The sequence below is a fragment of the Microbacterium horticulturae genome, from assembly GCF_029094505.1.
Classification (GTDB): Bacteria; Actinomycetota; Actinomycetes; order Actinomycetales; family Microbacteriaceae; genus Microbacterium; species Microbacterium horticulturae.
Genome location: NZ_CP119108.1, coordinates 1,749,787 through 1,775,676, shown reverse-complemented (window position 1 = coordinate 1,775,676; position 25,890 = coordinate 1,749,787). Strand labels below are relative to the sequence as shown.

General features: G+C 67.9%; 23 protein-coding genes and 1 tRNA gene. 14 read left to right on the top strand and 10 right to left on the bottom strand.

The window, feature by feature from the left end; all coding sequences use genetic code 11:
• Nucleotides 1-55 precede the first annotated feature (55 nt).
• Together PU630_RS08480 and PU630_RS08475 are read left to right on the top strand one after the other, a co-directional pair.
• The gene (locus tag PU630_RS08480; RefSeq protein WP_275279935.1) at nucleotides 56-484 is read left to right on the top strand and encodes a cupin domain-containing protein; all 429 of its coding nucleotides are present in this window, start codon (nucleotides 56-58) and stop codon (nucleotides 482-484) included.
• A gap of 371 nt (nucleotides 485-855) precedes the next feature.
• Entirely contained in the window at nucleotides 856-1,629 is a 774-nt protein-coding gene (locus tag PU630_RS08475) for a class I SAM-dependent methyltransferase (RefSeq protein WP_275279934.1), read from the top strand.
• A gap of 107 nt (nucleotides 1,630-1,736) precedes the next feature.
• On the opposite strand, the gene PU630_RS08470 is transcribed toward PU630_RS08475, so the two are convergent.
• Both PU630_RS08470 and PU630_RS08465 read right to left on the bottom strand, forming a co-directional pair.
• Nucleotides 1,737-2,399, bottom strand: a complete 663-nt coding sequence (locus PU630_RS08470) for a GNAT family N-acetyltransferase (RefSeq protein WP_275279933.1) — start codon at nucleotides 2,397-2,399, stop codon at nucleotides 1,737-1,739.
• A 43-nt stretch (nucleotides 2,400-2,442) separates the two neighbouring features.
• On the bottom strand, nucleotides 2,443-2,727 hold the full coding sequence (locus PU630_RS08465; RefSeq protein ID WP_275279931.1) for a hypothetical protein: 285 nt from the start codon (nucleotides 2,725-2,727) through the stop codon (nucleotides 2,443-2,445).
• A 95-nt stretch (nucleotides 2,728-2,822) separates the two neighbouring features.
• Here PU630_RS08465 and PU630_RS08460 point away from each other — a divergent pair, with 95 nt between their 5' ends.
• The 5 genes from PU630_RS08460 to PU630_RS08440 all read left to right on the top strand — a co-directional run bounded on the left by PU630_RS08460 (nucleotide 2,823) and on the right by PU630_RS08440 (nucleotide 6,884).
• Complete coding sequence (locus tag PU630_RS08460) at nucleotides 2,823-3,584, top strand: class I SAM-dependent methyltransferase (RefSeq protein WP_275279930.1); 762 nt, start codon at nucleotides 2,823-2,825, stop codon at nucleotides 3,582-3,584.
• Between the two features lie 161 nt (nucleotides 3,585-3,745).
• Nucleotides 3,746-4,237 (top strand): FBP domain-containing protein, encoded by a 492-nt coding sequence (locus PU630_RS08455; RefSeq protein WP_275279928.1) that lies wholly within the window; start codon nucleotides 3,746-3,748, stop codon nucleotides 4,235-4,237.
• Between the two features lie 24 nt (nucleotides 4,238-4,261).
• A complete protein-coding gene (locus PU630_RS08450) occupies nucleotides 4,262-4,768 on the top strand; it encodes a hypothetical protein (protein ID WP_275279927.1) in 507 nt (168 codons plus the stop codon).
• 78 nt (nucleotides 4,769-4,846) lie between these two features.
• Complete coding sequence (locus PU630_RS08445; protein WP_275280058.1) at nucleotides 4,847-6,142, top strand: MFS transporter; 1,296 nt, start codon at nucleotides 4,847-4,849, stop codon at nucleotides 6,140-6,142.
• Nucleotides 6,143-6,146: 4 nt separating this feature from the next.
• Nucleotides 6,147-6,884, top strand: a complete 738-nt coding sequence (locus tag PU630_RS08440) for a class I SAM-dependent methyltransferase (protein WP_275279926.1) — start codon at nucleotides 6,147-6,149, stop codon at nucleotides 6,882-6,884.
• 68 nt (nucleotides 6,885-6,952) lie between these two features.
• Here the strand turns inward: PU630_RS08440 and PU630_RS08435 are convergent, their stop codons facing one another.
• Nucleotides 6,953-7,708, bottom strand: coding sequence for an SGNH/GDSL hydrolase family protein (locus tag PU630_RS08435; protein ID WP_275279925.1), 756 nt, complete (start codon nucleotides 7,706-7,708; stop codon nucleotides 6,953-6,955).
• 53 nt (nucleotides 7,709-7,761) lie between these two features.
• Here PU630_RS08435 and PU630_RS08430 point away from each other — a divergent pair, with 53 nt between their 5' ends.
• Entirely contained in the window at nucleotides 7,762-8,385 is a 624-nt protein-coding gene (locus PU630_RS08430) for a phosphoribosyltransferase (protein WP_275279924.1), read from the top strand.
• 82 nt (nucleotides 8,386-8,467) lie between these two features.
• Here the strand turns inward: PU630_RS08430 and PU630_RS08425 are convergent, their stop codons facing one another.
• Entirely contained in the window at nucleotides 8,468-10,174 is a 1,707-nt protein-coding gene (locus PU630_RS08425; RefSeq protein WP_275279922.1) for a DUF885 domain-containing protein, read from the bottom strand.
• A 74-nt stretch (nucleotides 10,175-10,248) separates the two neighbouring features.
• Nucleotides 10,249-12,879: a DNA polymerase I gene (gene polA, locus PU630_RS08420; protein WP_275279920.1), complete on the bottom strand. Its 2,631-nt coding sequence runs from the start codon at nucleotides 12,877-12,879 to the stop codon at nucleotides 10,249-10,251.
• Nucleotides 12,880-12,928: 49 nt separating this feature from the next.
• Here polA and PU630_RS08415 point away from each other — a divergent pair, with 49 nt between their 5' ends.
• Entirely contained in the window at nucleotides 12,929-13,387 is a 459-nt protein-coding gene (locus PU630_RS08415) for a PaaI family thioesterase (protein WP_275279919.1), read from the top strand.
• 5 nt (nucleotides 13,388-13,392) lie between these two features.
• Here PU630_RS08415 and PU630_RS08410 read toward each other — a convergent pair whose 3' ends face one another.
• A complete protein-coding gene (locus PU630_RS08410) occupies nucleotides 13,393-14,010 on the bottom strand; it encodes an ANTAR domain-containing response regulator (RefSeq protein ID WP_129392231.1) in 618 nt (205 codons plus the stop codon).
• Nucleotides 14,011-14,063: 53 nt separating this feature from the next.
• Between PU630_RS08410 and PU630_RS08405 the strand changes: the two genes are divergently transcribed.
• The 5 genes from PU630_RS08405 (at nucleotide 14,064) to PU630_RS08385 (ending at nucleotide 17,033) form a co-directional block, all read left to right on the top strand.
• Nucleotides 14,064-14,149, top strand: a tRNA-Leu gene (locus PU630_RS08405).
• Nucleotides 14,150-14,311: 162 nt separating this feature from the next.
• Complete coding sequence (locus tag PU630_RS08400) at nucleotides 14,312-14,944, top strand: hypothetical protein (protein ID WP_275279918.1); 633 nt, start codon at nucleotides 14,312-14,314, stop codon at nucleotides 14,942-14,944.
• Nucleotides 14,922-15,335 (top strand): phage holin family protein, encoded by a 414-nt coding sequence (locus tag PU630_RS08395; RefSeq protein ID WP_275279917.1) that lies wholly within the window; start codon nucleotides 14,922-14,924, stop codon nucleotides 15,333-15,335. Before PU630_RS08400 ends, PU630_RS08395 begins: the two co-directional genes overlap by 23 nt.
• The gene (locus tag PU630_RS08390; RefSeq protein WP_275279916.1) at nucleotides 15,332-15,898 is read left to right on the top strand and encodes a DUF3618 domain-containing protein; all 567 of its coding nucleotides are present in this window, start codon (nucleotides 15,332-15,334) and stop codon (nucleotides 15,896-15,898) included. The genes PU630_RS08395 and PU630_RS08390 overlap by 4 nt, the downstream gene beginning before the upstream one ends.
• A gap of 70 nt (nucleotides 15,899-15,968) precedes the next feature.
• On the top strand, nucleotides 15,969-17,033 hold the full coding sequence (locus PU630_RS08385; protein WP_275279915.1) for a YihY/virulence factor BrkB family protein: 1,065 nt from the start codon (nucleotides 15,969-15,971) through the stop codon (nucleotides 17,031-17,033).
• 71 nt (nucleotides 17,034-17,104) lie between these two features.
• Here PU630_RS08385 and PU630_RS08380 read toward each other — a convergent pair whose 3' ends face one another.
• The 4 genes from PU630_RS08380 to gltB all read right to left on the bottom strand — a co-directional run bounded on the left by PU630_RS08380 (nucleotide 17,105) and on the right by gltB (nucleotide 25,879).
• The gene (locus PU630_RS08380; protein WP_275279914.1) at nucleotides 17,105-18,256 is read right to left on the bottom strand and encodes a low temperature requirement protein A; all 1,152 of its coding nucleotides are present in this window, start codon (nucleotides 18,254-18,256) and stop codon (nucleotides 17,105-17,107) included.
• 69 nt (nucleotides 18,257-18,325) lie between these two features.
• A complete protein-coding gene (pyk, locus tag PU630_RS08375; RefSeq protein WP_275279913.1) occupies nucleotides 18,326-19,777 on the bottom strand; it encodes a pyruvate kinase in 1,452 nt (483 codons plus the stop codon).
• Between the two features lie 68 nt (nucleotides 19,778-19,845).
• Nucleotides 19,846-21,312, bottom strand: coding sequence for a glutamate synthase subunit beta (locus PU630_RS08370; RefSeq protein ID WP_275279912.1), 1,467 nt, complete (start codon nucleotides 21,310-21,312; stop codon nucleotides 19,846-19,848).
• A complete protein-coding gene (gene gltB, locus PU630_RS08365; protein ID WP_275279911.1) occupies nucleotides 21,305-25,879 on the bottom strand; it encodes a glutamate synthase large subunit in 4,575 nt (1,524 codons plus the stop codon). Before gltB ends, PU630_RS08370 begins: the two co-directional genes overlap by 8 nt.
• Between the last annotated feature and the right edge of the window lie 11 nt (nucleotides 25,880-25,890).

The window sequence follows — 25,890 nt, the reverse complement described above, 5'->3', positions numbered from 1 at the left end:
ACGGGAACGACGTCCCCGGCTTGACAGAACTTTCTGGTGTGGAAGGTTCGTACTCATGAGTGACTACCAAGTCGTCGACATCGGAGCTCTTGACCACTGGCGCGACTATTACGGCGGATTCGACGCCGCGCGCTCACGCGACGGACGCAGAGTCGTGGATCACGAACTCACGATGCAGTACATCGGCATGACCGCGAACGCCCTCGAGCCGGGTGAGGAAGCCGGTTACTGGCACGCGCATGCGCGCATCGAGGAGCTCTACGTCTTTCTGGCAGGCACGGGCCAGATGGGACTCGACGACGATGTCATCGAGGTCGGCCCCGGCACGGTCGTCAGAGTCGGGCAGGACGTCTGGCGCACCTGGCGCGCTCGGCCCGACAGCACAGAGCAGCTGAGCTGGCTGTGCATCCGCTCGGGCGGTGAACGACTGCCCAAGCTTCCCGACGACAGTCAGCGCGACCCGGAGCGTCCTTTGCCGTGGTGAGCCGCAGCATCCGTCGTCTCCTCATCGTTTGCGCGTTGATCGGCGGATTCGGTCTCCTGTGGTGGGCCACGTTCACGACGGCCGCTTGGCTGACGTGGCTCGCGTGGGGTTTCTACGGGTTACTGGCAGTAGGACTCATCGTCCGATGGTGGCGCATGCGCCGTTGGCCACCGCGCTCGCGGTCGGCCGAGATACTGACCGGCCAGGAGCCGGTGCAGTCGATCTACTCGGGGCAGACTCCCCCGACGTACTACTCCCCCTCCGCAGACGCGACGTCACAGATCACTGGCCCGCCCGATGTGGACCTATTGAGGCTCGATGGGACAAGCGACTCGCCTGATCCGGCCCCGCCGCGCTGCTAGCGTCAGAGCGTGGCTACGAACCCCGACGGCAGCGCGGGTGACGCCGACTACGGCGTCATCGGCGACGGATACACGCGATACCGCCGCCCCGACCCGCGCATCTACGCAGCGATACGAGAGGCCCTGGGCGACAGCCGCACTCTCATCAACGTGGGCGCCGGGGCCGGCTCCTATGAGCCCACAGGCCGCGGGGTCACCCCGATCGAACCGAGTGCAGCCATGCGCGCGCAACGACCGGCCCATCTGGCCACGGCCATCGACGCGAGGGCTGAGGCACTTCCCTTCCCCGACGACGCCTTCGACGCCGCGCTCGCATCGTTCACCGTGCATCAGTGGCGCGACCTGGCCGCGGGGCTCGGCGAACTGCGGCGGGTGACACGCGGGCCCGTCGTCGTGCTGACCTGCGACCCCACCGCCCTCAACCGCTTCTGGCTCAGCGAGTACGCGCCCGAGGTCATCGAGACCGAGGCGGACCGATATCCAAGCATCGAGCGCATCGCCGACGCACTCGGGAGCGCCATCGAGGTCGACGAAGTTCCCATCCCCCTCGACTGCACGGACGGCTTCGGTGAGGCGTACTACGGTCGCCCCGAGGCGCTGCTCGACCCCGGTGCCCGCCGAGCGAACTCCGCATGGAGCTTCGTCTCACCCGAGATCAGCGAACGATTCGAGAACACCCTGCGCTCGGACCTCGAGGATGGGACGTGGGATGCCCGGCACGGCCGGCTTCGGACGGCACAGACTTTCGACGGGTCGCTGCGCCTGATCGTGTCGCGTCCGTAACCCTCTCAGCTCGCGTGGCACTCCCCCACGAGCCGCTCGTGGCGACGAGCACGCCGGGCGAGATCTCCCGCAGCTGCGGCATCCCGGTTCTCCCTCACCTGCGGTGTTCAGCCGACGCGGCCCATCGGAATGCCAAGCTGCGCGAGGGCTCGATCGGCCCCTCTGGCCTTCAACCGCCACCCGGGTCGGACGAATGAGTCTTTCGCGAGACGCACCCGCAGCTCGTCGACGGGCTCCCCCGGCCGCGGCGAAACGCGTGTGGTGCCATTGGGCGTGTATCCGAGTTTGCGAGAGACCGCGAGGGATGCCGCGTTCCAGTCCGCGGCGCTCGACTCGGCCCACTCCGCTCCCAGCGTGTCGAAGGCGAACAGCAGCAGCGCGGCCCGCATCTCCGTGCCGATGCCTTTCCCCTGTGCACTCTGCGTGAGCCAGGAACCGGACTGCACCGTCCGTCTGTTCGCGAAGTCGTGTGCGGAGAGATCCTGACACCCCACGATCCGTCCGTCGACGTGGACGCCGAAAGGCACGACCCATGACTGCGGGCTCACCCGCTCGCGGAGCGACCACTGGAAGGTCGCGAGATTGCGCACGAGGTCTTCGGGCGGGGCGTCGGTCCACGGAACACCGAACGGTGTGCGGCCCGGGTCGTGCACACCATCGAGTGCGGCCTGCGCGAGCCCCGGCAGATCCTCGTCACGAACCGGGCGCATGAGCACCCGCGGCGTCTCAAGCTCGAGCGCGAAAAGCGGCCAGACATCAGCGAGGTCCATGCGTCGAGGCTACTGAGCACTCCCTGCTCGCCCAACCAGATTTCTACCGATGCACCTGCAGCTCGTGTCGGACCCCGGCGATCGTGATCGCTCCGACGAACGCGACGCCACCGACGACGATCAGCGTCTTGATCCACTCGGTGAGCGCCGTGGCAGTGGCCACGTCGTAGCCGAGGTCATCAGTGACCGGAGAGTGCACCAGCCAGAGCATGAAGGAGACCAACCAGGCGAGTCCTCCCACGGTGACGAGTGCGGTGGCCCAGGGATTCAACCCGACACCGGTCGACACGATCTCCGTCGTTGCAGGTGTCTTAGCCGTTGTACTCATGAGCGCAGTGTGGCATCTCAAACGCGAAAGGACAATCGCTCCAGCGGCGCGCTCGAGCGACGTCGCTGCCCTCACCCCGCCGCTAACCTTTCCGTATGACAGCCGCCGACACACATCTCGACACCGGCCGCGACGCCGAGGGCACCTGGACGCGACTCGCTGCCGATTATGAGCGCGCCCGCGGGCGGCAGGACTCCCTCGATCGGCTCGTCGAATGGCCCGCGCAGCGCGAGATGCTCGGCGATGTCACCGGTCTCTCGGTGCTCGACCTCGGCTGCGGCAACGGCACCAAGCTCGCGGAGCTCATGGCCGACGGCGCGGCCGCCGGCGTCGGTGTCGACATCAGCGGTGACTTCGTCGCGGCATCCACTCCGCACCTGCGGCTCGTGCAGGGTGACCTTTCACGGCCCATCGACATCTCAGAGGTAGCGGGCCGTACGTTCGACCGGATCCTCCTTCTGCAATCGTTCGGCTACGCGACCGATCCAATCGAGACGCTGCGCCAGGCGCGCGAGCTGCTGGCCAAGGACGGGTTCATCCTCCTCACGCGCACGCAGCCCATCCGCTACGCGGTCGAGCGCACCGAAGCGAACGGCACATCGCTCGGCGAAGAGTACTTCGCGACATCGCCGCACACGTACCGCAGTGGCTGGAACGACGACATAACGCTCACCAAGCGCACTTACACGATCTCTGACCTGCTCAACACCTTCAGCGCCGCCGGCCTCTGGGTGGAGAAGGCGATCGAACCGCAGCTCTCAGAAGCCGACGCGCGACGGTTTCCCCACAAGCAGGAGTGGATGAATCGCTACCTCGGGATCCTGGTGTTCAGGCTCCGCCCACTCCCCCGGGCGTAGACTCGCGGCCGTGTCTTGTTCGATGAATCGTCCGCAGGGACGTCTGGAGGTCGTCGGCGCGCTCTGCGCCGGCACGAGATGACCACGCTCCGCATTGCTCTCGTTCACGCGATGAGCGCCGCGACTCGTACCTCCACACCATCGACAGAAAGACCTTCCTCATGCATACCCTCACCGAGAAGGACCTCCGTGCGTCCTTCGTCAACGCCTCGCAACGCGAGCGCAACAGCCTGACCCTGCCTGACGACTTCGGACAGCTCGATTGGGAAGAACTCGACTTCCTCGGGTGGCGCGACGCGAAGTACGCCCTGCAGGGATACGTCGTCGTCCCCGTCGACGGGGCGCCCGTCGGCATCCTGCTCCGCGAATCCGAACAGCGCGCCCGTACCCGTCCGCAATGCTCGTGGTGCGAAGACGTCACACTCCCCAACGACGTCGTCTTCTTCAGCGCGAAGCGCGCCGGCCGAGCCGGCCGCAACGGCGACACGGTCGGTACGCTCGTGTGCGCCCGCTTCGAGTGCCAACGCAACGTGCGCAAGCTGCCGCCGCTCGCCTACCCCGGATTCGATCGGGATGCCGCGCGGCAGCGTCGCATCGAGGCGCTGCACGACAACGTCCTGAACTTCGCGCGAGACATCCGCGACAACGCCTGACACGCGCGGTGCCATGCTGGACAGATGGCCGAACGTACTGTGCGCGCGCAGACCCGTCTGGGCGGTCTTCTCGTCTCGGAGGAGGCCGTCTACGGGCTGATCCTCGTGGCGGGCATGATCATCGTCGGATCGGAGAACAGCGACGAGGCCTGGGACACCATGCTCACCGTGCTAGTGACGGTGCTCGTCTTCTTCGCCGCACACGTGTACGCGGGAACGCTGTCGCGGCTGGCCGATGGCCGGAGCTCGACGATTCCCCGGTCGCTCTGGGGTGCCGCGCGGCACTCTGTCGGGTTGCTCGTCGTCGCGGTGCCTCCGCTTGCCGTCCTGATGCTCGGTGCGACCGGCATCGTCGAGCCCGAGACCGCTGTGTGGTTCGCCCTCGGCATCACGGCTCTTCTGCTGATCATCGACGGCTGGCTGATGGCGGCCGCGCATTCCGCCTCGTTCTGGACACGCGTGCTCGGCGCCGCCATCAGCGGCGCCTTCGGCATCGTGCTCATCCTGCTCAAGGTGCTCATCCACCACTGACGTTCGGCGGTCGCGGCGCGAGCTACCCTTGAATCCGTGACGTCGCCGCTTGCTCCTGCATCGCTCTGGCGCGCGTGGATGATCTGGGGCGTCGCCGTCGCCGCCTATGTGCTGTCGGTGATGAACCGCACCTCGCTGGGGGCGGTGGGAGTGGATGCTGCGCACCGATTCCATGCGGACGCTTCGACGCTCTCGATGTTCGCCGTACTGCAGCTCGCGGTCTACGGGGCGATGCAGCTGCCGATCGGACTTCTGCTGGATCGCTGGGGCACCCGGCCTATCATCGTGAGCGGCATGGTTCTGATGGCCGGCGGGCAACTGGTCATGGCGCTCTCCCCCAACGTGGGCATCGCCATCGGTGCTCGAATGCTCATCGGCGCCGGCGACGCCGCGATCTTCCCGAGTGTGCTGCGCGTGGTGGCCACCTGGTTCCCCGCCCAACGCAGCTCGCTCATGGTGCAGCTCACCGGAATCGTCGGCCTGACCGGACAGTTCCTCTCGATCGCCCCGCTCGCGGCTCTTCTGCACGCCAGCACGTGGGAGATCACGTTCGCCTCGATCGCGGCGCTCTGCGTCCTGTTCGCGATCCTCTTGCTGCTCGTCGTGCGCAACCACCCGCCGACGGTGACGACGGATGTCACGGTGAACACCGACACCGGAGCGATCCAGGTCGTGACGTCGGCGGCCGACACGCGGGTGGGCGTGCGTGCGGCACTTTCGCACCCGGGCACGCGCCTCGCGTTCTGGTCGCACTTCACCACGCCGTTCTCGGGCACGGCGTTCATCATGCTGTGGGGCATCCCGTTCCTCACCGCCGGCGAGGGGCGCACCCCCGCCGAAGCGGCCGTGATCACGACGGTGTACATCGCGGTCGGCATGGCGCTGGGACCCGTGATGGGACTGCTGTCGGGGCGCCTGCCGAACCACCGCTCACGCGCACTCGTTCTGCCGACCGTCGCGTTTCAGATGGTGGCCTGGCTGGCTGTGATCGCATGGCCGGGACCGGCTCCGCTGTGGCTGCTGTTCGTCTTGGCGGTCGCGATGGGCACCGGGGGTCCGGCATCCATGATCGCGTTCGACCATGCGCGTACGCACAATCCCAGCCACCGGCTCAGCACCGCGACCGGCATCACGAACACCGGTGGCTTCGTCGCAGGGCTCGTCGCGATCTTCCTCATCGGGGCCGCCCTCGACCTGCAGGGTGCGGGAACGCCGGCGACCTACAGTCTCGACGCCTTCCGCATCGCGTTCCTCACGCAGGTGCCGCTCTGGGCCCTCGGCGCGTTCTTCATCGTCTACGAGCGCAAGCGGACCCGCATTCTGCTCGGCATGGACGAGCCCCGACGCAGGCGCGGGAGCACAGGAGTAGCCTGACGGCGTGAACCGCGCACGGCCGCTCGGAGACTATGGAGTCGACGCCCCCTGGGTGTCGTGGATGCTGGTTGGCTTCGGCGTGATCTACCTCGTGCTCTCTGGATGCGCGTTCTGGCTGTGGAACTCGCCGTGGTTCGGCATCATCATCGGCGTGGTCGGGATACTCATGCTCGTCGGTGCATGGCTGTTCTGGCACACCACTCGCCGCGGCAAGTTCACGGTATGGCGCGAAGTCCTCGGCGAGATCCCGGCAGCGGCGCGTGTCCTCGACATGGGCTGTGGCCGTGGTGCGGTCAGCATCATGGCTGCCCAGCAGTTTCCGCGCGCACAGGTCACCGGTCTCGACCTGTGGCGTTCAGTCGACCAATCGGGAAACAGCCCCGAGGCGGCCGAGAGCAACGCGCGCCTGAACGACGTCGCCGACCGCATCACCTTTCTCACCGGCGATATGACGCAGCTCCCCTCCCCCGACGCATCCGCCGACCTGGTGACGGCGAGTCTGTCGATCCACAACGTCCCGAGCGCGGCGGGGCGCATGAAGGCCGTGGACGAAGCCTGGCGCGTGCTCGTTCCCGGCGGGCGCCTCGTGGTCGTCGACATCTCCAAAGTCGGCGAGTACCAGCGACGGCTGCGCGAGTTGGGTGCCGCAGACCTGCGGCGTCGCCCGGTCGGCTGGCGCATGTGGTGGAGCGGGCCGTGGATGGCCACCGACATCCTCGAGGCGACGAAGCCGCTAGCCTGAATCGCTGAGTGAGAAGTGGCGCGGCGTCGTGGCGGCGCTACTCAACCCCGATTCACAGGACGCGCGCGTCACTGCGGCGTGATCTCGACCCACTCGCCGTACTTCGCGCTGCGGCCGTCGCCCGACGAGGTGTGAGTGAGCCGCCGCTTGATCCACGGGAGCACGTGCGCCCGGTAGTACGCACCGCCCTTCGGCCCCGCGTCGGACAGCTCCGGAAGCGACCACCAGCCCGCGGGCGGTCGCTGTCCGACGGCCGCGAGCACCCGGGCCGCGACCCGATGGTGTCCGCGCGGGTTCATGTGGAGCCGATCCGCGGACCAGTATCCCGGCGTGCTCAGTTCGCGATCGGGCCAGTTCCATGCGGTGATCACATCGGGGCGAGACGCCAGACGGGCCGCGACCGCAGCCGAGAGCTCATCCCCGCGGCGCTGAATCAGGCGACGCATCGGCAGCTGGCCTGACGGGTTCGCGCCCGATAATGCGATGAGCTTCACTCCCTCCTCATCGCACCTGCGCAGCACGTGCGTGAAGAGGTCGGCAACGTGGTCGATGGAGGTCCGCGGCCGCAGCATGTCGTTGCCGCCGCCGTTGAACGACAGGTGCGTCGGATGCAGCGCGAGCGCCGGCTCGAGCTGCTGCTCGACGATCGGGCCGATCAGCTTGCCGCGGATGGCGAGGTTCGCGTACTCGATCGGCTCACCCGCGGAGTTCGCCCAGCCCTGCGCGACGAGATCGGCCCAGCCGCGGGCGTTGCCGTCAGGCAACTCATCGCCCACACCTTCGGTGAAAGAGTCTCCGATCGCCACGAAACGCACCGCTGCCATTGCTCAAGCCTACGACCGCGCCGCGGGCCTTCCGTACGACGTAGGGTGGCGGCATGGCACTCTTCGCGGACCGTGCCGAGGCGGGGCGTGACCTCGCCGCCCACCTCGAACAGTGGCGCGGCTCACACGCTGTCGTCGCGGGGATCGCACGCGGTGGTGTGGTCGTCGCGGCCTCTGTCGCCGCCGAGCTCGCGCTGTCGCTGACGGCGGTGGCAGTGCGCAAGCTCGGAGTGCCCGGGCACGAGGAGGTCGCTCTCGGGGCCATCGCCGAGGGCGTGCGGGTGATCGACGGGCGCACGGTGCGTCACGCCGCGGTCGATGATGCGGAGCTCGCCCAGATCGAAGAACGCGAACGAGCGGTGCTCTCGCACAGGCAGGGATTGATTCCGGATGCTGCGCCCTTGCTGCACGGGAGGACGGTGCTCCTGATCGACGACGGCATCGCCACCGGCTCGACAGCACGTGCCGCCGTGGCCGGCGTGCGCGCGGCGGCGGCGGGAATCGTGCTCGCGATTCCCGTCGCCCCCGCGGACTGGCGGCCTGACCCCGGCAGCGTCGACGAGTATGTCTGCGCTCATCCGATGGAGCGGCTCTGGGCCGTCGGCGCGTATTACGACGACTTCACCCAGACCTCGGATGAGGAGGTTGTGCGGCTGCTGCGGGGGGACGGTCGCTGAGCGAGCGAGGCTGGGGTCCTTTCGACTCGCTGCGCTGGCTCAACGGCCGTGACTCAGGGACGTTTCGACCCGCTGCGCCCGCTCAACGACCGACGGGCGCGAGCAGCGCCGCGCGCAGCGTGTCGAGGCCGACGCCGCCCAGGTCGAGCGCGCGCTTGTGGAACTGCTTGATCTCGAACGCATCGCCCTGCGCCGCCTGGTAGTCGTCGCGCAGCTGCTCCCAGATGCGTTGGCCGACCTTGTACGACGGAGCCTGCCCGGGCCACCCGAGGTAGCGGTTCACCTCGAACTGCACGAACGCGTCGGACATGTTCACGTTGTGGCGCATGAACTCCAGGGCGAAGCCGGCGTCCCACGTCGGCCCGCCATCACCGAGATGAGCCCACGCCGTCGGTCGCGGCTTGCCAAGGTGCACGCCGATGTCGAGTACGACGCGAGCCGCACGCATGCGCTGGCCGTCCAGCATCCCGAGTCGGTCCGCCGGGTCGTCAAGGTAGCCCAGCTGCTCCATGAGTCGCTCCGCATACAGCGCCCAGCCCTCCGCATGGCCCGAGGTGCCCGCCAGCAGGCGGCGCCAGGCGTTGAGCTCACCGCGGTTGTAGACCGCCTGGGCGATCTGCAGGTGATGACCGGGAACGCCCTCGTGATAGACCGTGGTCAGCTCGCGCCAGGTGTCGAAGTCTTCGACGCCTTCGGGCACCGACCACCACATCCGGCCGGGACGCGAGAAGTCATCGGTCGGGCCGGTGTAGTAGATGCCGCCTTCCTGCGTGGGGGCGATCATGCACTCGATGCGCCGCACCGGCTCGGGGATGTCGAAGTGTGTGGCGCCGAGCTCGGCGATCGCCCGGTCGGCGGTGGACTGCATCCATTCCTGAAGGGCCTGGGTGCCGTGCAGACGGCGGGCAGGATCGGCCTCGAGGAATGCGATGGCCTCCTCGACCGAGGCGCCGGGCTTGATCTCGTTGGCCACCGACTCCTGTTCTGAGATCATGCGGTCGAGCTCTTCCAGACCCCACTCGTAGGTCTCGTCGAGGTCGATCGTGGCGCCCAGGAACTGCCGCGAGAACAGGCTGTACAGCTCGCGCCCCACGCCGTCCTGCTCAGTCGCCGCAGCCGCGAGCTCGCCCCGGAGGAACTCGGCGAGCTTGTCGTAGGCGACGCGTGCGCCGCCCGCAGCGTCGGAGAGGTGCCGTGCGACGGATGCCGGCAGCTGGCCTTCTGCGGGAGCGGCGTCGTCCACGAACGTCGCGAAGAACCCGTCGCCCGCGGTGTATCGCGCGATCTGTGTGGCGACCTCGTTCACCTGACGCCGCGCCGGAACCACACCCGATTCGATGCCGGTGCGCAGCGTCTCGATATACCCGTCGAGGGCCGCGGGCAGCGTGTCCAGGCGCTTGGCGATGACCTCCCAGTCGTCGGCGGTCGCCGTGGGCATCAGGTCGAGGGCGTTGCGCACATCCTGTGCGGGCGACGCGATGACGTTCAGATCGCGCAGGTGCGCCTTGGCCTCGTACGTCTCGATCATGAGCTCGAGCTGCCCGGCCAGGTCCATCTTCGTGACCTCGTCGATCGCGTCTTCAGGCGTGGCCGCGGTGAGCTCGGCGAGCCGCTGCCGAGCTCGCTCGGCGGCGGCGTCGACACCGGCCGGCGACAGGTCGCCGTAGCGGTCGTTGTACTCGTCGCGGCCGATGTAGGTCGCGATCGTCGGGTACAGCTCGGCGAGGTCGTCGACCCATGCTTCGGCGATCGTGTCGACCGGCGTGGGTGTGCGTTCGGATTCCGTCATTGGTGTCATCCTCTTCGTGTGCGGCCTTGTAGGCCCGGTACGGCGCGGCGTCTCCGCAGCCGCGGTTCGGTGGCTCAGTGCCCGGCTTCGTCCCAGTTCGGTCCGCGGCCGATCTGCACGTCCAGCGGAACGGACAGGTCTGCGGCATCCCCCATCCGGTCGCGCACGATCTGCTCGACGACGTCCCACTCCCCCGGCGCGATCTCGACGACGAGTTCGTCGTGGATCTGCAGGAGCACACGGGAAGCGAGCTGCTCGTCGCGCAGCTGGCGATGGATGCGCAACAGCGCGATCTTCATGATGTCGGCCGCACTGCCCTGGATCGGGGCGTTGAGAGCGGCGCGCTCGGCGTTTTCGCGCAGCACACGATTGGGGCTGCCCAGATCGGGGAACGGGCGGCGGCGCCCGAAGATCGTCTCCGTGTAGCCGTCGATACGCGCCTTCTCGACGGAAGCACGCAGGTAGTCGCGCACCGCGCCGAAACGGGCGAAGTACTCGGTCATCAGCTGTTTGGCCTCGGACTGCTCGATGCGCAGCTGCTTCGACAGACCGAAGGCACTCAGCCCGTACACCAACCCGTACGACATCGCCTTCACCTTCGTGCGCATGAACGGCGTGACCTCGGCAGGCTCGACACCGAAGACCCGCGAGCCCACGAACCGGTGCAGGTCTTCGCCGCTGCGGAACGCCTCGACGAGGCCCGGATCACCGGAGAGGTGCGCCATGATGCGCATCTCGATCTGCGAATAGTCGGCGGTGAGCAGTGTTTCGTAGCCCTCGCCGACCTCGAAGGCCGCGCGGATGCGGTGGCTCTCATCGGTGCGGATCGGAATGTTCTGCAGGTTCGGATCGGTGCTCGACAGGCGCCCCGTCTGACTGCCGGTCTGCAGGTAGGTCGTGTGGATGCGATGGTCGGAGCCGATGGCGACATCGAGCGACTCGATGATCTGCCGCAGTTTCGTGGCCTCGCGGTGCTGCAGCAGCAGGTCGAGGAACGGATGCGGGCTGCTCTCCTGCAGCGCCGCCAGCGCACCGGCATCGGTCGAATATCCCGTCTTGGTCTTGCGGGTCTTTGGTAGTCCGAGCTCATCGAAGAGCACCTCTTGCAACTGCTTCGGCGAGCCGAGATTCACCTCGCGTCCGATCGCGGAGAACGCGTTCTGCGCAATCCCGTCGGCGCGCGTGCCCAGCTCGCTCGAGAACGCGCTGAGCTTCTCGTGCGAGACTGCGACGCCCGCGAGCTCCATGTCGGCAAGGGCCACGAGCGTGGGCATCTCGATCTCGCTGAGCACGGCGGCCACCCGCTCGGGCAGCTGCGCTCGCTGGACCTCGGCGACCCGCAGGACGTACCACGACAGCTGCCCGGGCGTGGCGCCCTCGTGCTCGGGCACGAGTTGAGTCGGGTCGGCCTCGGGCAGCTTCTCGTCGAGGAAGCGCTCGACGAGGTTGCCGAGCGTCTTGTCGGGCAGCGCAGGACGCGCGAGCCATCCGGAGATCAGCACGTCGTGGATGATCCCCGCGATCTCAGCGCCCGCACGGCGGAGCGCCTTGAACTGGGGCTTGGCGTCGTACAAGAGCTTGGGCGCGTCAGATGCCAGCCACGCGCCGATGGATGCCGCCACCTCGGGCGACCACGATGCTTCGGCCGCGGCATCCATCGTCGCGAAACCGAGCCGGTGCGGCACACCACCCTCGATCGTGACGGTCACACCGACTTCGCCGTCGGCGTCGGCGAGCCAGGTCGCCAGCGCGCCGGCGTCAAGCTGTGCGGGCTCGGGAGCGGTCGCCGAAGGCAGGTCGGGTTCGTCTTCGACGGTGCCGGTCGCCTCGTACAGCCGGGCAGTGAGCGTGCGGAACTCGAGCCGCGAGAAGATGTCGCGCACCGCCTGGGTGTCGATCGGCTTGACGGCGAGGTCGGCCGGGGTCACCGCAAGCGGCACGTCGCGCAGCAGATGGTTAAGCCGACGGTTGCGTCGCACGTCATCGAGGTGCTCACGCAGGTTGCCGCCGACAACGCCCTTGATCTGATCGGCGCCTTCGAGGATCGCGTCGAGCGAACCGAACTGGTTGAGCCACTTGACCGCGGTCTTCTCTCCCACCTTCGGCACACCCGGCAGGTTGTCGCTGGTCTCGCCCACCAGGGCGGCGATATCGGGATACTGCTCGGGTCGGACGCCGTAGCGCTCCATGACAGTGGTGGGGTCGTAGCGCTTGAGCTGCGAGACGCCCTGCACGCTCGGATACAGCAGAGTCACCTTGTCGGTGACGAGCTGGATGCTGTCGCGATCGCCCGAGCACACCAGCACCTGATAGCCCTCGGCCGACCCTTGCGTCGACAGGGTAGCGAGGATGTCGTCGGCTTCGACTTCTTCTGCCGTCAGCACCGTGATGCCCATGGCGGCCAGGCACTCCTGCAGGAGGGGGATCTGGCCGCGAAACTCCTCAGGCGTCTCAGAGCGGGTGCCCTTGTACTCGGCGTACTCGCGGGTGCGAAACGACACCCGCGAGGTGTCGAACGCGACCGCGATGTGTGTGGGCTGCTCGGCCTTGATCAGGTTGATGAGCATGGACAGGAACCCGTAGATGCCGTTGGTGTGCTGCCCGTCTTTCGTCGAAAAGTTCTCGACCGGCAGGGCATAGAACGCACGGTATGCGAGGGAATGGCCGTCGACGATCAGGAGGGTAGGCTTTGCGGAGTCCGTCACCCTGCAAGCCTAGTCAGGGGTTCCGACGTCCGCCGCCCGAAGGAGTGTCATGCCCGTCGATCCGCCCGCAGCTCCTGCCGCCACCTGGAACGACCGGTCGGCTGACCCGCTGGAATGGGCGCGGTCGCGCGGCAACGGGACCCTCGCCGACAAGATGGGCTTCGAGTGGCTCGAGTTCACGGCGGAGCACTGCATCGCGCGCATGCCCGTTGAGGGCAACACGCAGCCGGTGGGGCTGTTCCACGGAGGTGCGTACGTCGTGCTGGGCGAGTCGCTGGGCTCGATGCACGCGAACTGGCACGCCGGTCCCGGACGCCTGGCGGTGGGCGTGGACATCAACGCCACGCACACCCGGTCGGCGACAGAGGGCTACGTGACCGGCGTGTGCACGCCGATCCACCTCGGACGCAGCGTCATGGTGCACGAGATCGTGCTCAGCGACGATGCCGGACGGCGGTGCTCCACGGTGCGGATCACGAACATGGTGCGCGATCTGCCGTCGCGCTGATCGCGCTACTTCTTCTTGGGCGCGAGCTGCTCGATGATCGCCTTGGCGACATCCTGCATCGTCAGGCGGCGGTCCATAGACGCCTTCTGAATCCAGCGGAAGGCCTCGGGTTCGCTCAGACCCATCTTCTCGTTGAGCAGGCCCTTGGCCCGGTCGACGAGCTTGCGGGTCTCGAAGCGCTCGACCATGTCGGCGACCTCGGCCTCGAGCGTGATGATCTGCTCGTGGCGGGCCAGCGCGATCTCGATGGCCGGCAGCAGGTCGTTCGGGGTGAACGGCTTCACGACGTAGGCGAGGGCACCGGCCTCGCTTGCACGCTCGACGAGTTCCTTCTGGCTGAACGCCGTCAGCAGCACGACAGGGGCGATGTTGCCCTTGCTGAGCTTCTCAGCGGCAGAGATGCCGTCGAGCTGGGGCATCTTGACGTCCATGATCACCAGATCGGGGCGCAGCTCGGTGGCCAGCTGCACGGCGGTCTCGCCGTCGCCTGCCTCTCCGACCACGTCGAAGCCGTTGTCTCGCAGGATCTCGACGATGTCCAGACGGATCAGCGATTCGTCCTCAGCCACCACGACACGACGCGGTGCGGATGCGGACCCGGAGTTCTGTTCCTGCTCAGTCACCCTAAGATCCTACGGTATTGTCAGAGATCGGCGTGCGCAGCACGTCGAGGTGCGCCGATGTGGCGGAATGGCAGACGCGACCGACTCAAACTCGGTTGCCCGCAAGGGCGTGTGGGTTCGACTCCCACCATCGGCACCATGAACGACGTCCCTCGGGACGTCGTTTTGCTCTTCCCTCGCCGCTCGCCGTACCCGATGCACATTCCGGCTCCGCGCGCAAGCCCGTCTTCTCTCTCCATGGTCGACCGCTAGAACGAAAGGCCGACGCCGATCCGGCGACCGGTCGAGAAGAGGAGAGACCATGTCAGATCCGTACGAGCCCACACCGCCGAGCGGAAGTGAGACGCCGCGCACGCCCGGCGCGAACGTTTCGGGCGGCGCCGAGATCGACGCCCCGCTCAGCGCCCAGGTCAGCGCCCAGGTCGATGCTCAGGGAGCGAATCGGTCGGCGGGCGATGAGGCGGCAGCAGTGAAGGATGCCGCGACCGGTGCTGCACAGGATGTCATGCACACCGCGCAGGGCGAAGGCGCCGCCGTCGCACGCGAGGCGAAATCGCAGGTGAAGGACCTCTACGCGCAGACGCGCGACGAGCTGCGAACCCAGGCGGCTCAGCAGCAGGACCGGATCGCCGGAGGCATGCAGTCGGTAGCCGACGAACTCGGTTCCATGGCCCAGCGGTCAGAGGACGGCGGCATGGCCACCGACCTCGTGCAGCGCGCATCCCAGCGTCTCGATCACGCCGCGGGGTGGCTGAGCGCGCGGGAGCCGACTGATGTCATCACCGAGGTCAAGCGCTTCGCGCGCCGCCGGCCCGGCGTGTTCATAGCTGTCGCGGCGGTGGCGGGCATCGTGGCCGGACGGCTCACGCGCGCCCTCGCGCAGTCGGCCGCTGAAGAGAAGGAGGACGCCCATGAGCGATCCGACGCCGTCTGAAGAACGCGCGGCGACCAACTCGCTCGGTGAACTGGTCGGTGAGGTCACACGTGACCTCTCGACGCTCATGCGACAGGAGGTCGCCCTCGCCAAGGCTGAGCTCAAGGAGTCGGCCGTCACCAGTGCGAAAGGCGCAGGAATGCTCGGAGGCGCGGGCTACGCGGCTTTGATGGGCGTGCTGTTCCTCTCGCTCGCGCTCTGGGCAACGCTGACCCCCTTGGTCGGCTGGGCATGGTCGGGGCTCATCGTGGCCGTGATCTGGCTGATCATCGCGGCCGTGCTGTTCGTCGTGGGCCGCACGCGGCTGAAGAAGGTGAAGGGAGCTCCGCAGACGGTGGAGTCGCTGCAGGAGATCCCGCAAACGCTGAGAAGGAATGAGGAGAACCGATGACCGATTCAACCGACGCCCTGCGGGCGGACACCGAGCGCACCCAGCGTGAGCTCGGTCGGGATGTGGACGCACTGGCCGACAAGGTCAATCCGAGCAAGATCATGCACCGGCAGACGGGCCGTCTGCGAGACGCTGTGACCTCGGTCCGTGAACGCGTGATGGGAGTCGCGCACGACGTCGAGGACTCCGTGTCGTCCACGGTCTCGGATGTCGCGCACGGAGCTCGCGACACGACGCGAAAGACGCACGAGGGCAACCCCCTGGCCGTGGGTCTCATCGCCTTCGGGACCGGCCTGCTCGCGGCATCCCTCTTTCCGGCATCCCAGAAGGAGAAGGATGTGGCGCAGACCGCGAAAGAACAGGCGCAACCGCTCATGCACGAGGCAGGCGAGGTCGCCAAGGACGTCGCCACCGACCTGAAGGACCCGGCGCAGGACGCGGCCGCGGCCGTGAAGGATCGTGCCGCTGACGCTGTCGAGAGCGTGAAGTCGGAGGCGTCGGATGCCGCGGGTGACGTGACCGATCGCGCACAGGAGGCGCAGCGCAACACCACGGACCGGTGAGTACCGGGGGCGGGCATGGCGCCCGCCCCTCCCCACCGAAGCCGGCAGCCCACACGCGACGAGGAGGATCATGAACGATACCGAGCACCGTACCGATGAGCACGAGCCGTCCCCGGAGCACCCGGCGAAGCCGGACGCACCGACGCAGTTGCGGAAGAGGTCCTGGAAGTACCTGCTGGGAAGGACCGTCCGCGAGTTCTCCGCCGACCAGTGCATGGACGCCGCGGCCGCGCTGACCTATTACGCCGTCCTGTCGATGTTCCCCGCCATGATCGCGGTCTTCTCACTGCTGGGGGTCGTCGGGCAGCGACAGCAGGCCGTCGACGCGGTGCTCGGCATCGTCGAGGATGTCGCGCCGGGCGAGGCCGCCGCGGCACTGCGAGGCCCCATCGAGCAGCTCGCGCAGGCTCCCGGCGCGGGCTTCGCGCTCGTGACGGGGATCGTCATCGCGCTCTGGTCGGCGTCCGGCTACGTCGGCGCCTTCGGCCGGGCGATGAACCGTGTCTACGAGATCGAAGAGGGCCGTCCGTTCTGGAAGCTGCGGCCGGTCCAGCTCATGGTGACCGTGATCGTGGTGGTCGCCCTGGCCATCGGCGCGGGGGCGCTCGTCGTCTCGGGTGACCTCGTCGGCGCCATCGGCAAAGCCCTCGGGGTGGGTCCGGGCGCGATGCTGGCATGGAAGATCCTGCGCTGGCCGTTGCTCCTGGCCGTCGTGATCCTCCTCGTCGCGGTGCTGTACCACTTCACGCCCAACGCGAGGCAGCCGCGCTTCCGCTGGATCAGCCTCGGCGCTGTTCTCGCCATCGTCGTGCTGGCCGTCGCAAGCCTGCTCTTCGGTGTCTACGTCGCTACGTTCTCGCACTACGACCGCACGTACGGGTCACTCGCCGGCGTCATCGTGTTCCTGCTGTGGCTGTGGATCGCGAACCTCGCTCTGCTCCTGGGCGCCGAGTTCGACGCGGAACTCGAGCGGGCCCGCGAGCTGCAGGGCGGCATCGCCGCCGAACGGGAGATCCGTCTCCCCGCTCGGGATACTCGTCAGAGCGAGAAGCGCGCCGAGCGCGAGAAGAAGACGGTCGAGGAAGGACGCCGCATCCGCAACGAGCACGAGGATGACACGGGCGACGAGCGGTAGCGCACACATGCGCGGCAGAGGCGTCCGGAGCCAGGCAGTGCTCCGGATCACGTTCCCGCTCCGCCACTTCCTCATCTTTCAGCGCCCAGGCGAATCCGCCGCGCGTTCACCGCGTTGAGAACGGCCAGGACGGCGATCACCACCGAGGCCGCCGCGATGACGCCGCTGGCCGTCAGTACCGCCGACAGCGGGAGCAGCGCCCACGGGAGAACGACCCCGGCCGGCCCCCACATCACCACGTGGCGCCACGGTGCGCCGTAACGCAGCGATTCCGCGGCGCTCGCGACGAAGAACAGGCTGATGCCGGCCGACAGGCACACGGCCGCAGAGAACGGCAGCATCTGCGCGGCATCGGCGACCGCCGTTCCGATACCGACCGCGAACAGCGTCACGCCGGCGATCAGCACCAGCGGCAGATACATGACGGTGTCGCGCAGTCCGCTCACGCTCCCCCTGCCCTGGAGGCGGTGAAGTCCGACTTCGACCGCCGCTGGTGCGAAGGTGAAGAAGATCCAGGCGAGCGCGACGATCGCCGCGAAGCCCAGAAAGGCGGCCAGCCACGCAGGCGGCCCCCAGTGCGCATCGAGTTGAGCGATCACACTGAGGATCGACTCGCCGAAGACGATGACCACGAACAGGCTGACGCGCTCCACCAGATGCCCGACGTCGAGAGTGCGCTGCAGCCAACCCATCGCGCGCCCGAGGACTGCCAACAGCACGATCTCGATCGCCACGGCGATGGCCCAGACGACGTACCGCCACGGTGCGGGCACCCCGATCGAGGCGGCCCAGAGCACAGCCGGCACCAGGCAATAGAGCACAGGGCGCCACCAGGCGGTTCCGGTCGTCGCACGCTTCATCCACCAGGGCAGCATCCACACCACCCGGATCACTGCGTTTCCGAGCGCAAACCCGGCCAGGCGCTCGGTCAGCGCGGCCGGCACCGATGCCGCCATGAAGCCGACGGCGATCATGGCGATACCGACCGACACCCAGACCACCGGGGTGACGTGTGCGCCGAAGAGGTTCATCGTGACACTCGCGTTGACCCACGCCCACCATGCGGCGGCCAAGAGCACTGCGAAGACGATGCCGTCGACCGCCGAGGGATCACCGTGCAGTGTGTGCGCAACCTGGCCGATGTACGCCACCATGACCAGATCGAAGAGCAGCTCGAGCCAGTGCACGCGGCGTCCCGGCGTCGCCCCCGGCTGCTCGCTCACGCGCTCAGCATAGAACGAAGCGGGATGCCCCGACCCGGGGCATCCCGCTTCATATCCGCGAAGCTGCGACTACGCCTGGTGGTCGCGGTAGATGGGTGCGTTGCCGTGCACGGCGTCGCCCACCTTGTGGATGCGGATGTCGTTGGTCGAGCCGATGATTCCGGGAGGGGAACCAGAGATCACGACGACCTTGTCTCCCACCTCGGCGAGCTTGTTCCCGAGCAGGTGCTCGTCGACCTGGATGAACATCCGGTCGGTGTGCGGCACGTGCTCGACGAGGGACGACTGGATGCCCCAGGTGATCGCCATGCGGCGGCGGATGGACGGATCGGGGGTGAACGCGAGCATCGGGATGCGCGGACGCAGGCGCGACATGCGACGTGCCGTGTCACCCGACTCGGTGAAGATGCAGAGGTACTTCGCCTCGACGAACTCGGCGACCTCGAGCGCTGCCGCCGTGATCGCACCGCCCTGCGTGCGGGGCGTGGTGCCCAGCGGAAGGATGCGCTCGAGCCCATGGTCTTCCGTGGACGCGATGATGCGCGCCATGGTCTGCACGACGACGACGGGGTACTCCCCCACGCTCGTCTCACCGGAGAGCATGACGGCGTCCGCACCGTCGAGCACGGCGTTGGCGACGTCACTGGTCTCGGCGCGTGTGGGCACGGGGCTGTTGATCATCGTCTCGAGCATCTGCGTCGCGACGATCACCGGCTTGGCCATGCGGCGGCACAGTTCGACCGCGCGCTTCTGCACGATCGGCACAGCCTCGAGGGGCAGTTCGACGCCGAGGTCGCCGCGGGCGACCATGATGCCGTCGAACGCGTCGATGATCTCCTCGAGGTGATCGACGGCCTGCGGCTTCTCGATCTTCGCGATGACGGGAACACGGCGGCCCTCTTCGGCCATGATCTCGTGGACCCGCTCGACGTCTGAGGCATCGCGCACGAACGAGAGGGCGATGATGTCGGCGCCGGTGCGCAGGCCCCACCGCAGGTCGGCCTCGTCCTTGTCGCTCAGCGCCGGCACGTTCACGGCGACGCCGGGCAGGTTGATGCCCTTGTTGTTCGAGACCGGACCGCCCACGATCACCTTGGTCGTGACGACCGTTCCATCCGTCTCCACGACCTGAACCCGGACCTTGCCGTCGTCGATCAGGAGGAAGTCGCCGGGCTTGACGTCCTGCGGCAGGCCCTTGAACGTGGTGCCGACGAGCTCCTTGGTGCCCGGGACGTCTTCGACCGTGATCTTGAAGATGTCGCCCTCGGCGAGCTCGTGCGGGCCGTCGGCGAACCTGCCGAGACGGATTTTCGGCCCCTGCAGGTCGACGAGCACCGCTACAGGGCGCTTCGCGTCCTCGGCCGCCTTCCGCACATTGGCGAAGTTGTTGTCGTGCACGGTGTAGTCACCGTGACTGAGATTGAAGCGGGCGACGTCTACACCGGCGTCGATGATCGCACGGACCATCTCATACGTCGATGTGGCGGGGCCCAGGGTGGCGACGATTTTCGCGCGTCTCATACCGAGCAGTACTCCGGGTTTCTGTCATTTTCCGCGAATGTTTCGCGGAACAAGGGGTTGCGCCCAGCCTACGCGGGCTGTACGCCGATCGCGACATCGGTTGCGAGGACGACGGCGGGCAGGGCGGTCTCACCGACAAGATAGCGGTCCGCCGCCGCGGCCGCCGCACGTCCTTCGGCGATCGCCCACACGATGAGCGACTGCCCGCGCCCGGCATCCCCGGCCACGAAGATGCCCGGCAGGCTCGTCTCGAAGCGCGGGGTGCGATCGACGTTGCCCAGTCGGCTGAACGGCAGCGCCAGCTGCGCGTCCAACGCCTCACGCTCCGCGCCACGGAACCCCATGGCGATCAGGACGAGATCGGCGGGGATCTCTCGCTCGGTGCCGGCCTTGGGCACGCGTCCGCCGTCGACGTATTCGGTCTCGGCGACGCGCAGCGCACGCACGGCGCCGTCGTCGCTGGTCACGAACCCCACGGTCGAGGCCAGATACGCACGCTCACCGCCCTCTTCATGGGAGGACTGCACCTCGAACACGGTCGGATACATCGGCCACGGCTGGTGCTCGGGCCGATCGATCGTCGGTCGCCGTCCGATGGCGAGGTTCGTCACGCTGCGCGCGCCCTGTCGGTGCGCGGTGCCGATGCAGTCCGAACCGGTGTCGCCGCCGCCGACGACGATCACGTGCTTGCCTTCGGCGGTGATCTGGTCGGGCACCGGGTCGCCCGCGGCGACATGGTTGGCCTGCACCAGATAGTCCATGGCGTAGTGGATGCCGCGGGCATCGCGACCCGGGATCGGCAGGTCGCGCGGTACGGTCGAGCCGGTGGCGATGACCACCGCGTCGTACCGGGCACGCAGATCGCTCCACGAGATGTCGCGTCCGATCTCCACACCGGGGCGGAACTTGGTGCCCTCCGCTTCGAGCTGCCTCAGCCGTGCATCCACGACGGCCTTCTCGAGCTTGAAATCGGGGATGCCGTACCGCAGCAGCCCGCCGATGCGGTCGTCCCGCTCGAACACCGCGACGGTGTGGCCGGCACGAGTGAGCTGTTGCGCAGCCGCAAGCCCCGCGGGGCCGGAGCCGACGACGGCCACGGTCTTGCCGGTCAGGCGCCCGGGTGGCTGCGGAGTGATCCACCCGTGTGCGAAGGCCTCGTCGGCGATCGTCTGCTCGATGCGCTTGATGGTGACCGGCGGCTGGTTGATGCCCAGCACGCACGCGCTCTCGCACGGTGCCGGGCACAGCCGCCCGGTGAGTTCAGGGAAGTTGTTCGTCGCGTGCAGGCGCTCGCTGGCCGCGTGCATCTCGTCGCGACGGGTGAGGTCGTTCCACTCCGGGATCAGGTTGCCCAAGGGGCACCCACGGTGGCAGAACGGCACACCGCAGTCCATGCAACGGCTGGCCTGCCGCTGGACCATGGTCAGGTCGGTGGGCTCATAGACCTCTTTCCAGTCCATGAGCCGAATCGGCACGGGGCGACGCGGCGGCAGCTCCCGCTCGGTCACCTTGAGAAAGCCCTTCGGGTCAGCCATGGGTCACCTCCAGAATCCGGTTCCAAACGACATCGCCGTCGGGGTCCAGCCCCTCGTCCAGCGCGCTCTGGCGCGTGCGCAGCACAGCAGCGTAGTCGCGCGGCAGCACACGCACGAAGTGCGCGAGCTCGGCGTCGAAGTCGTCGAGGATCTCGTCCGCGCGCGTCGACCCCGTCTCTGCACGGTGTCGCTCGAGCAGATCGCGCAGGATCGCGGCATCCGCGCTGCCCAACGGCGTCAGCTCGATCTCGCCCGAGGCGAGCGCCTCGGCGTTGACCTTCGTCTCGTCCAGGTCGTACACGTAGGCGGTGCCGCCCGACATGCCTGCGCCGAGGTTGCGTCCGGTGTCGCCGAGGATGACAGCCAATCCGCCCGTCATGTACTCAAGGGCATGGTCGCCGACGCCTTCGACCACGGCGGTCGCACCGGAGTTACGCACGAAGAAGCGCTCACCGACGACGCCGCGCAGGAACAGGCTGCCGCTGGTGGCACCGTAGCCGATCACGTTGCCGGCGATCACGTTCTGCGTCGCGTCGAAGACGGCACCGCGCGGCGGGCGGATCACGACCTGCCCGCCGGAGAGCCCCTTGCCGACATAGTCGTTGGAGTCGCCCTCCAGTCGCAGGCTGATGCCGGCGGGGAGGAAGGCGCCGAACGACTGACCTGCCGAGCCGTGCAGGTTCAGTTCGATCGAGTCGGTCTGCAGACCGTGCTCGCCATGCGCCTTGGTGACGTGGTGGCCGAGCATCGTGCCGATCGCACGGTCGGTGTTGTGCACCGGCAGGTCCAGGCTGATGTGCCCGCCGTGCTCGATCACGTCGCGGGCACGCTCGATGACCGGCACGTCGAAGTGCTCTTCGATGTGGTGCTCCTGCCTGCGCATGTGGCGGCGCGGCTCGCCCGGCCCGAAGGCCGGCCCGTTGAGGATCGGGCTCAGGTCGAGCCCCTCCGTCTTGAAGTGCCGCACGGCGTCGTCGACGTCGAGCACCTCGGTGTGGCCCACCGCCTCGTCGATCGAGCGGAACCCGAGAGAGGCGAGGTGCTCGCGCACCTCTTCGGCGATGAACTGCATGAAGTTGACGACGTGCTCTGCCTTGCCCGTGAAACGGTCGCGCAGAAGCGGGTTCTGCGTGGCGACGCCGACAGGGCAGGTGTCGAGGTGGCACTTGCGCATCATGATGCAGCCCTCCACCACCAGCGCGGTCGTGGCGAAGCCGAACTCTTCCGCACCCAGGAGTGCCGCGATGACCACGTCACGCCCGGTCTTGAGCTGTCCGTCGGCCTGCACGACGACGCGGTCGCGCATGCCGTTGAGCATGAGCGTCTGCTGCGTCTCGGCGAGGCCGAGCTCCCACGGCGTGCCCGCGTGCTTGAGCGAATTGAGCGGGCTCGCGCCCGTTCCGCCGTCGTGACCGGAGACGAGGATGACGTCGGCCAGGGCCTTCGCAGTGCCGGCGGCGACTGCTCCGATGCCCGATTGGCTCACCAGCTTGACGTGTACACGGGCCTCGGGGTTGGCACGCTTCAGATCGAAGATCAGCTGCTTGAGGTCTTCGATCGAGTAGATGTCGTGATGCGGCGGCGGCGAGATGAGTCCCACGCCGGCGGTCGCGTGCCGCGTGCGGGCGATCCACGGGTACACCTTGGCGGGCGGCAGCTGCCCGCCCTCCCCCGGCTTCGCACCCTGCGCGAGCTTGATCTGGATGTCGTCGGCTTTGGTGAGATACAAGCTCGTCACGCCGAAGCGTCCCGACGCTACCTGCTTGATGGCGCTGCGACGACGCGGGTCGAGCAGCCGCTCGACGTCTTCACCGCCCTCACCGGTGTTCGACTTGCCGCCGATCGAGTTCATGGCGATCGCCAGCGTCTCGTGGGCCTCTTGCGAGATCGATCCGTAGCTCATGGCGCCGGTCGAGAAGCGTTTGACGATCTCGGAGACCGGCTCGACCTCGTCGAGCGGAACGGCGGGACGCTCATCCGTACGCAGCCGGAACAGCCCGCGCAGCGTCTTCAGCTCGGCTGCCTGGTCGTCGACCAGCGATGTGTATTCGCGGAAGATGTCGTAGCGCCGGGTGCGGGTGGAGTGCTGCAGCCGGAACACCGTCTCGGGATTGAAGAGGTGCGGCGGGCCCTCGCGACGCCACTCGTACTCGCCGCCGGTCCACAGCCGCTCGTGGGCCCGCGCGGCGTCGTCTTTCGGGTAGGCGAAGTCGTGGCGCACCTGGTTCTCGGCCTCGATGTCTTCGAGGGTGATGCCGCCGACTTTCGACTCGGTGCCGGTGAAGAAGTCCTCGATGAGCTCGCGGCCCAGACCGATCGCCTCGAACACCTGGGCGCCCGTGTACGACGAGACGGTCGAGATGCCCATCTTCGACATGATCTTCAGCACGCCCTTACCGAGCGCATAGATGATGTTCGCGACAGCCTTCTCGGGGGCCAGACCAGTGATGGCTCCCGACCGGACGAGGTATTCGACGGTCTCCATCGCCAGATACGGGTTGACGGCCGAGGCGCCGTACCCGAGGAGCGTTGCGACGTGGTGCACCTCGCGCACGTCGCCGGCCTCCACGACGAGCGCGACCTTCATGCGGTCCTGCTGACGGATGAGGTGGTGGTGCACCGTCGAGACCAGCAGGAGCGACGGGATCGGAACGAGGTCCTTGTCGGAGTCGCGGTCGGAGAGGATGAGGAACTCCACGCCGTCGGCGATAGCGGCATCCACCTCGGAGCAGATCTCGGCGAGGCGTTTGCGCATCGTGCCGGGGCCGGCGTCGAAGTGGTACAGACCGCGGATCGTGACCGCGCGCCGGCCGGGCATCGTCCGTTCGATGTTCTGGATCTTCGCGAGCTCGTCGTTGTCGAGCACCGGGAAGTCGATCGTGATCTGACGCGCGTGGTCGGGGCCCCATGCCAGGAGGTTCCGCTCGGGACCGATGCCGGTGCGCAGGCTCGTGACGACGGCCTCGCGGATCGAGTCCAGCGGGGGGTTGGTCACCTGCGCGAACTGCTGGGTGAAGTAGTCGAAGAGCAACCGGGGCCGCTCACTCAGCACGGCCACGGGTGTGTCGGTGCCCATCGCGCCGATCGGCTCTGCGGCGTTCTGCCCCATCGGGGTCAGCAGGATCCGCACCTCTTCTTCGGTGTAGCCGAACGTGCGCTGACGACGGGTGATCGAGGCGATCGGATGGACCACGTGCTCGCGCTCAGGCAGCTCGCCCAGAGCCAGCTTCTGGCGCAGCCAGAGCTCCCACGGGTGCAGCTGGGCGAGCTCGGTCTTGATCTCCTCGTCTTCGACGATGCGGCGCTGGGCCGTGTCGACGAGGAACATGCGGCCGGGCTGCAGGCGCCCGCGGCGCTGGATGCGCTCGGGCTCGAACTCGAGCACGCCCGTCTCACTGCCGATGACCACAAGCCCGTCGGTCGTCTGCGTCCACCGCCCGGGGCGCAGGCCGTTGCGGTCCAGCGTCGCACCGACGAGCGTGCCGTCGGTGAAGATCATCGCGGCGGGCCCGTCCCACGGCTCCATCTGCAGGGCGTGGTATTCGTAGAACGCGCGCAGGTCGGGCGCGAGATCGGTGCGGTTCTCGTACGCCTCGGGGACCATCATGAGCATCGCGTGCGGCAGGCTGCGGCCGGTGAGCGTGAGCAGCTCGAGGACCTCGTCGAACGACGCGGAATCGCTCGCGCCCTCGGTACAGATCGGCAGCAGCGGCTCGATGTCGCCGACCAGCTCAGAGGCCAGCTGCGACTGCCGGGCGCGCATCCAGTTGCGGTTGCCGCCGACGGTGTTGATCTCGCCGTTGTGGGCGAGCATCCGCAACGGCTGCGCCAGCGGCCACGACGGGAAGGTGTTGGTCGAATACCGCGAGTGGACGACGGCCAGTTCGGAGGCGAACCGCTCATCGTGCAGGTCAGGGTAGAACGGCTCGAGCTGCAGGGTGGTGACCATGCCCTTGTAGCCGAGCGTGCGCGACGACAGGGAAACAAAATACGCGCCCAGTTCATGCTGGGCGCGCTTGCGCAGACGATAGACCTGCCGGTCGAGTTCGAGCCCGGACATCGCCGGCGCACCGCCGATGGCGGGGCGGGAGAGGAAGAGCTGCTCGAACACCGGGCGCGCGTCGTACGCGAGCTTGCCGAGCTGAGCGTCGTCGGTGGGCACCGAACGCCACCCGAGCACGACGAGATCCTCGCTGGCGGCGAGCTGCTCGATCCCGGTCTTCTGCGCGGCGCGTGCTGCGGCGTCCTGCGGCAGGAACACCATGCCGGCGGCGTATTCGCCCACCGACGGCAGCGCAAAATCGACCACGGCGCGCAGGAACGCGTCGGGCATCTGCGTGAGGATGCCCGCCCCGTCGCCGGTACCCGCGTCAGAGCCGATGGCACCACGGTGCTCGAGGTTGCGCAGGGCGGTCAGTGCCAGCTCGATGATGTCGTGCCCCGGCTCGCCACGCAGCGTGGCGACCATGGCAAGACCGCAGGCGTCCTTTTCGAAGGCCGGGTTGTACAGGCCTTGGCGGGGTGGGAACGTGCCACCGGGCGGGGACACACGAGAGGTCGCTGACATGAGCTGCCGTC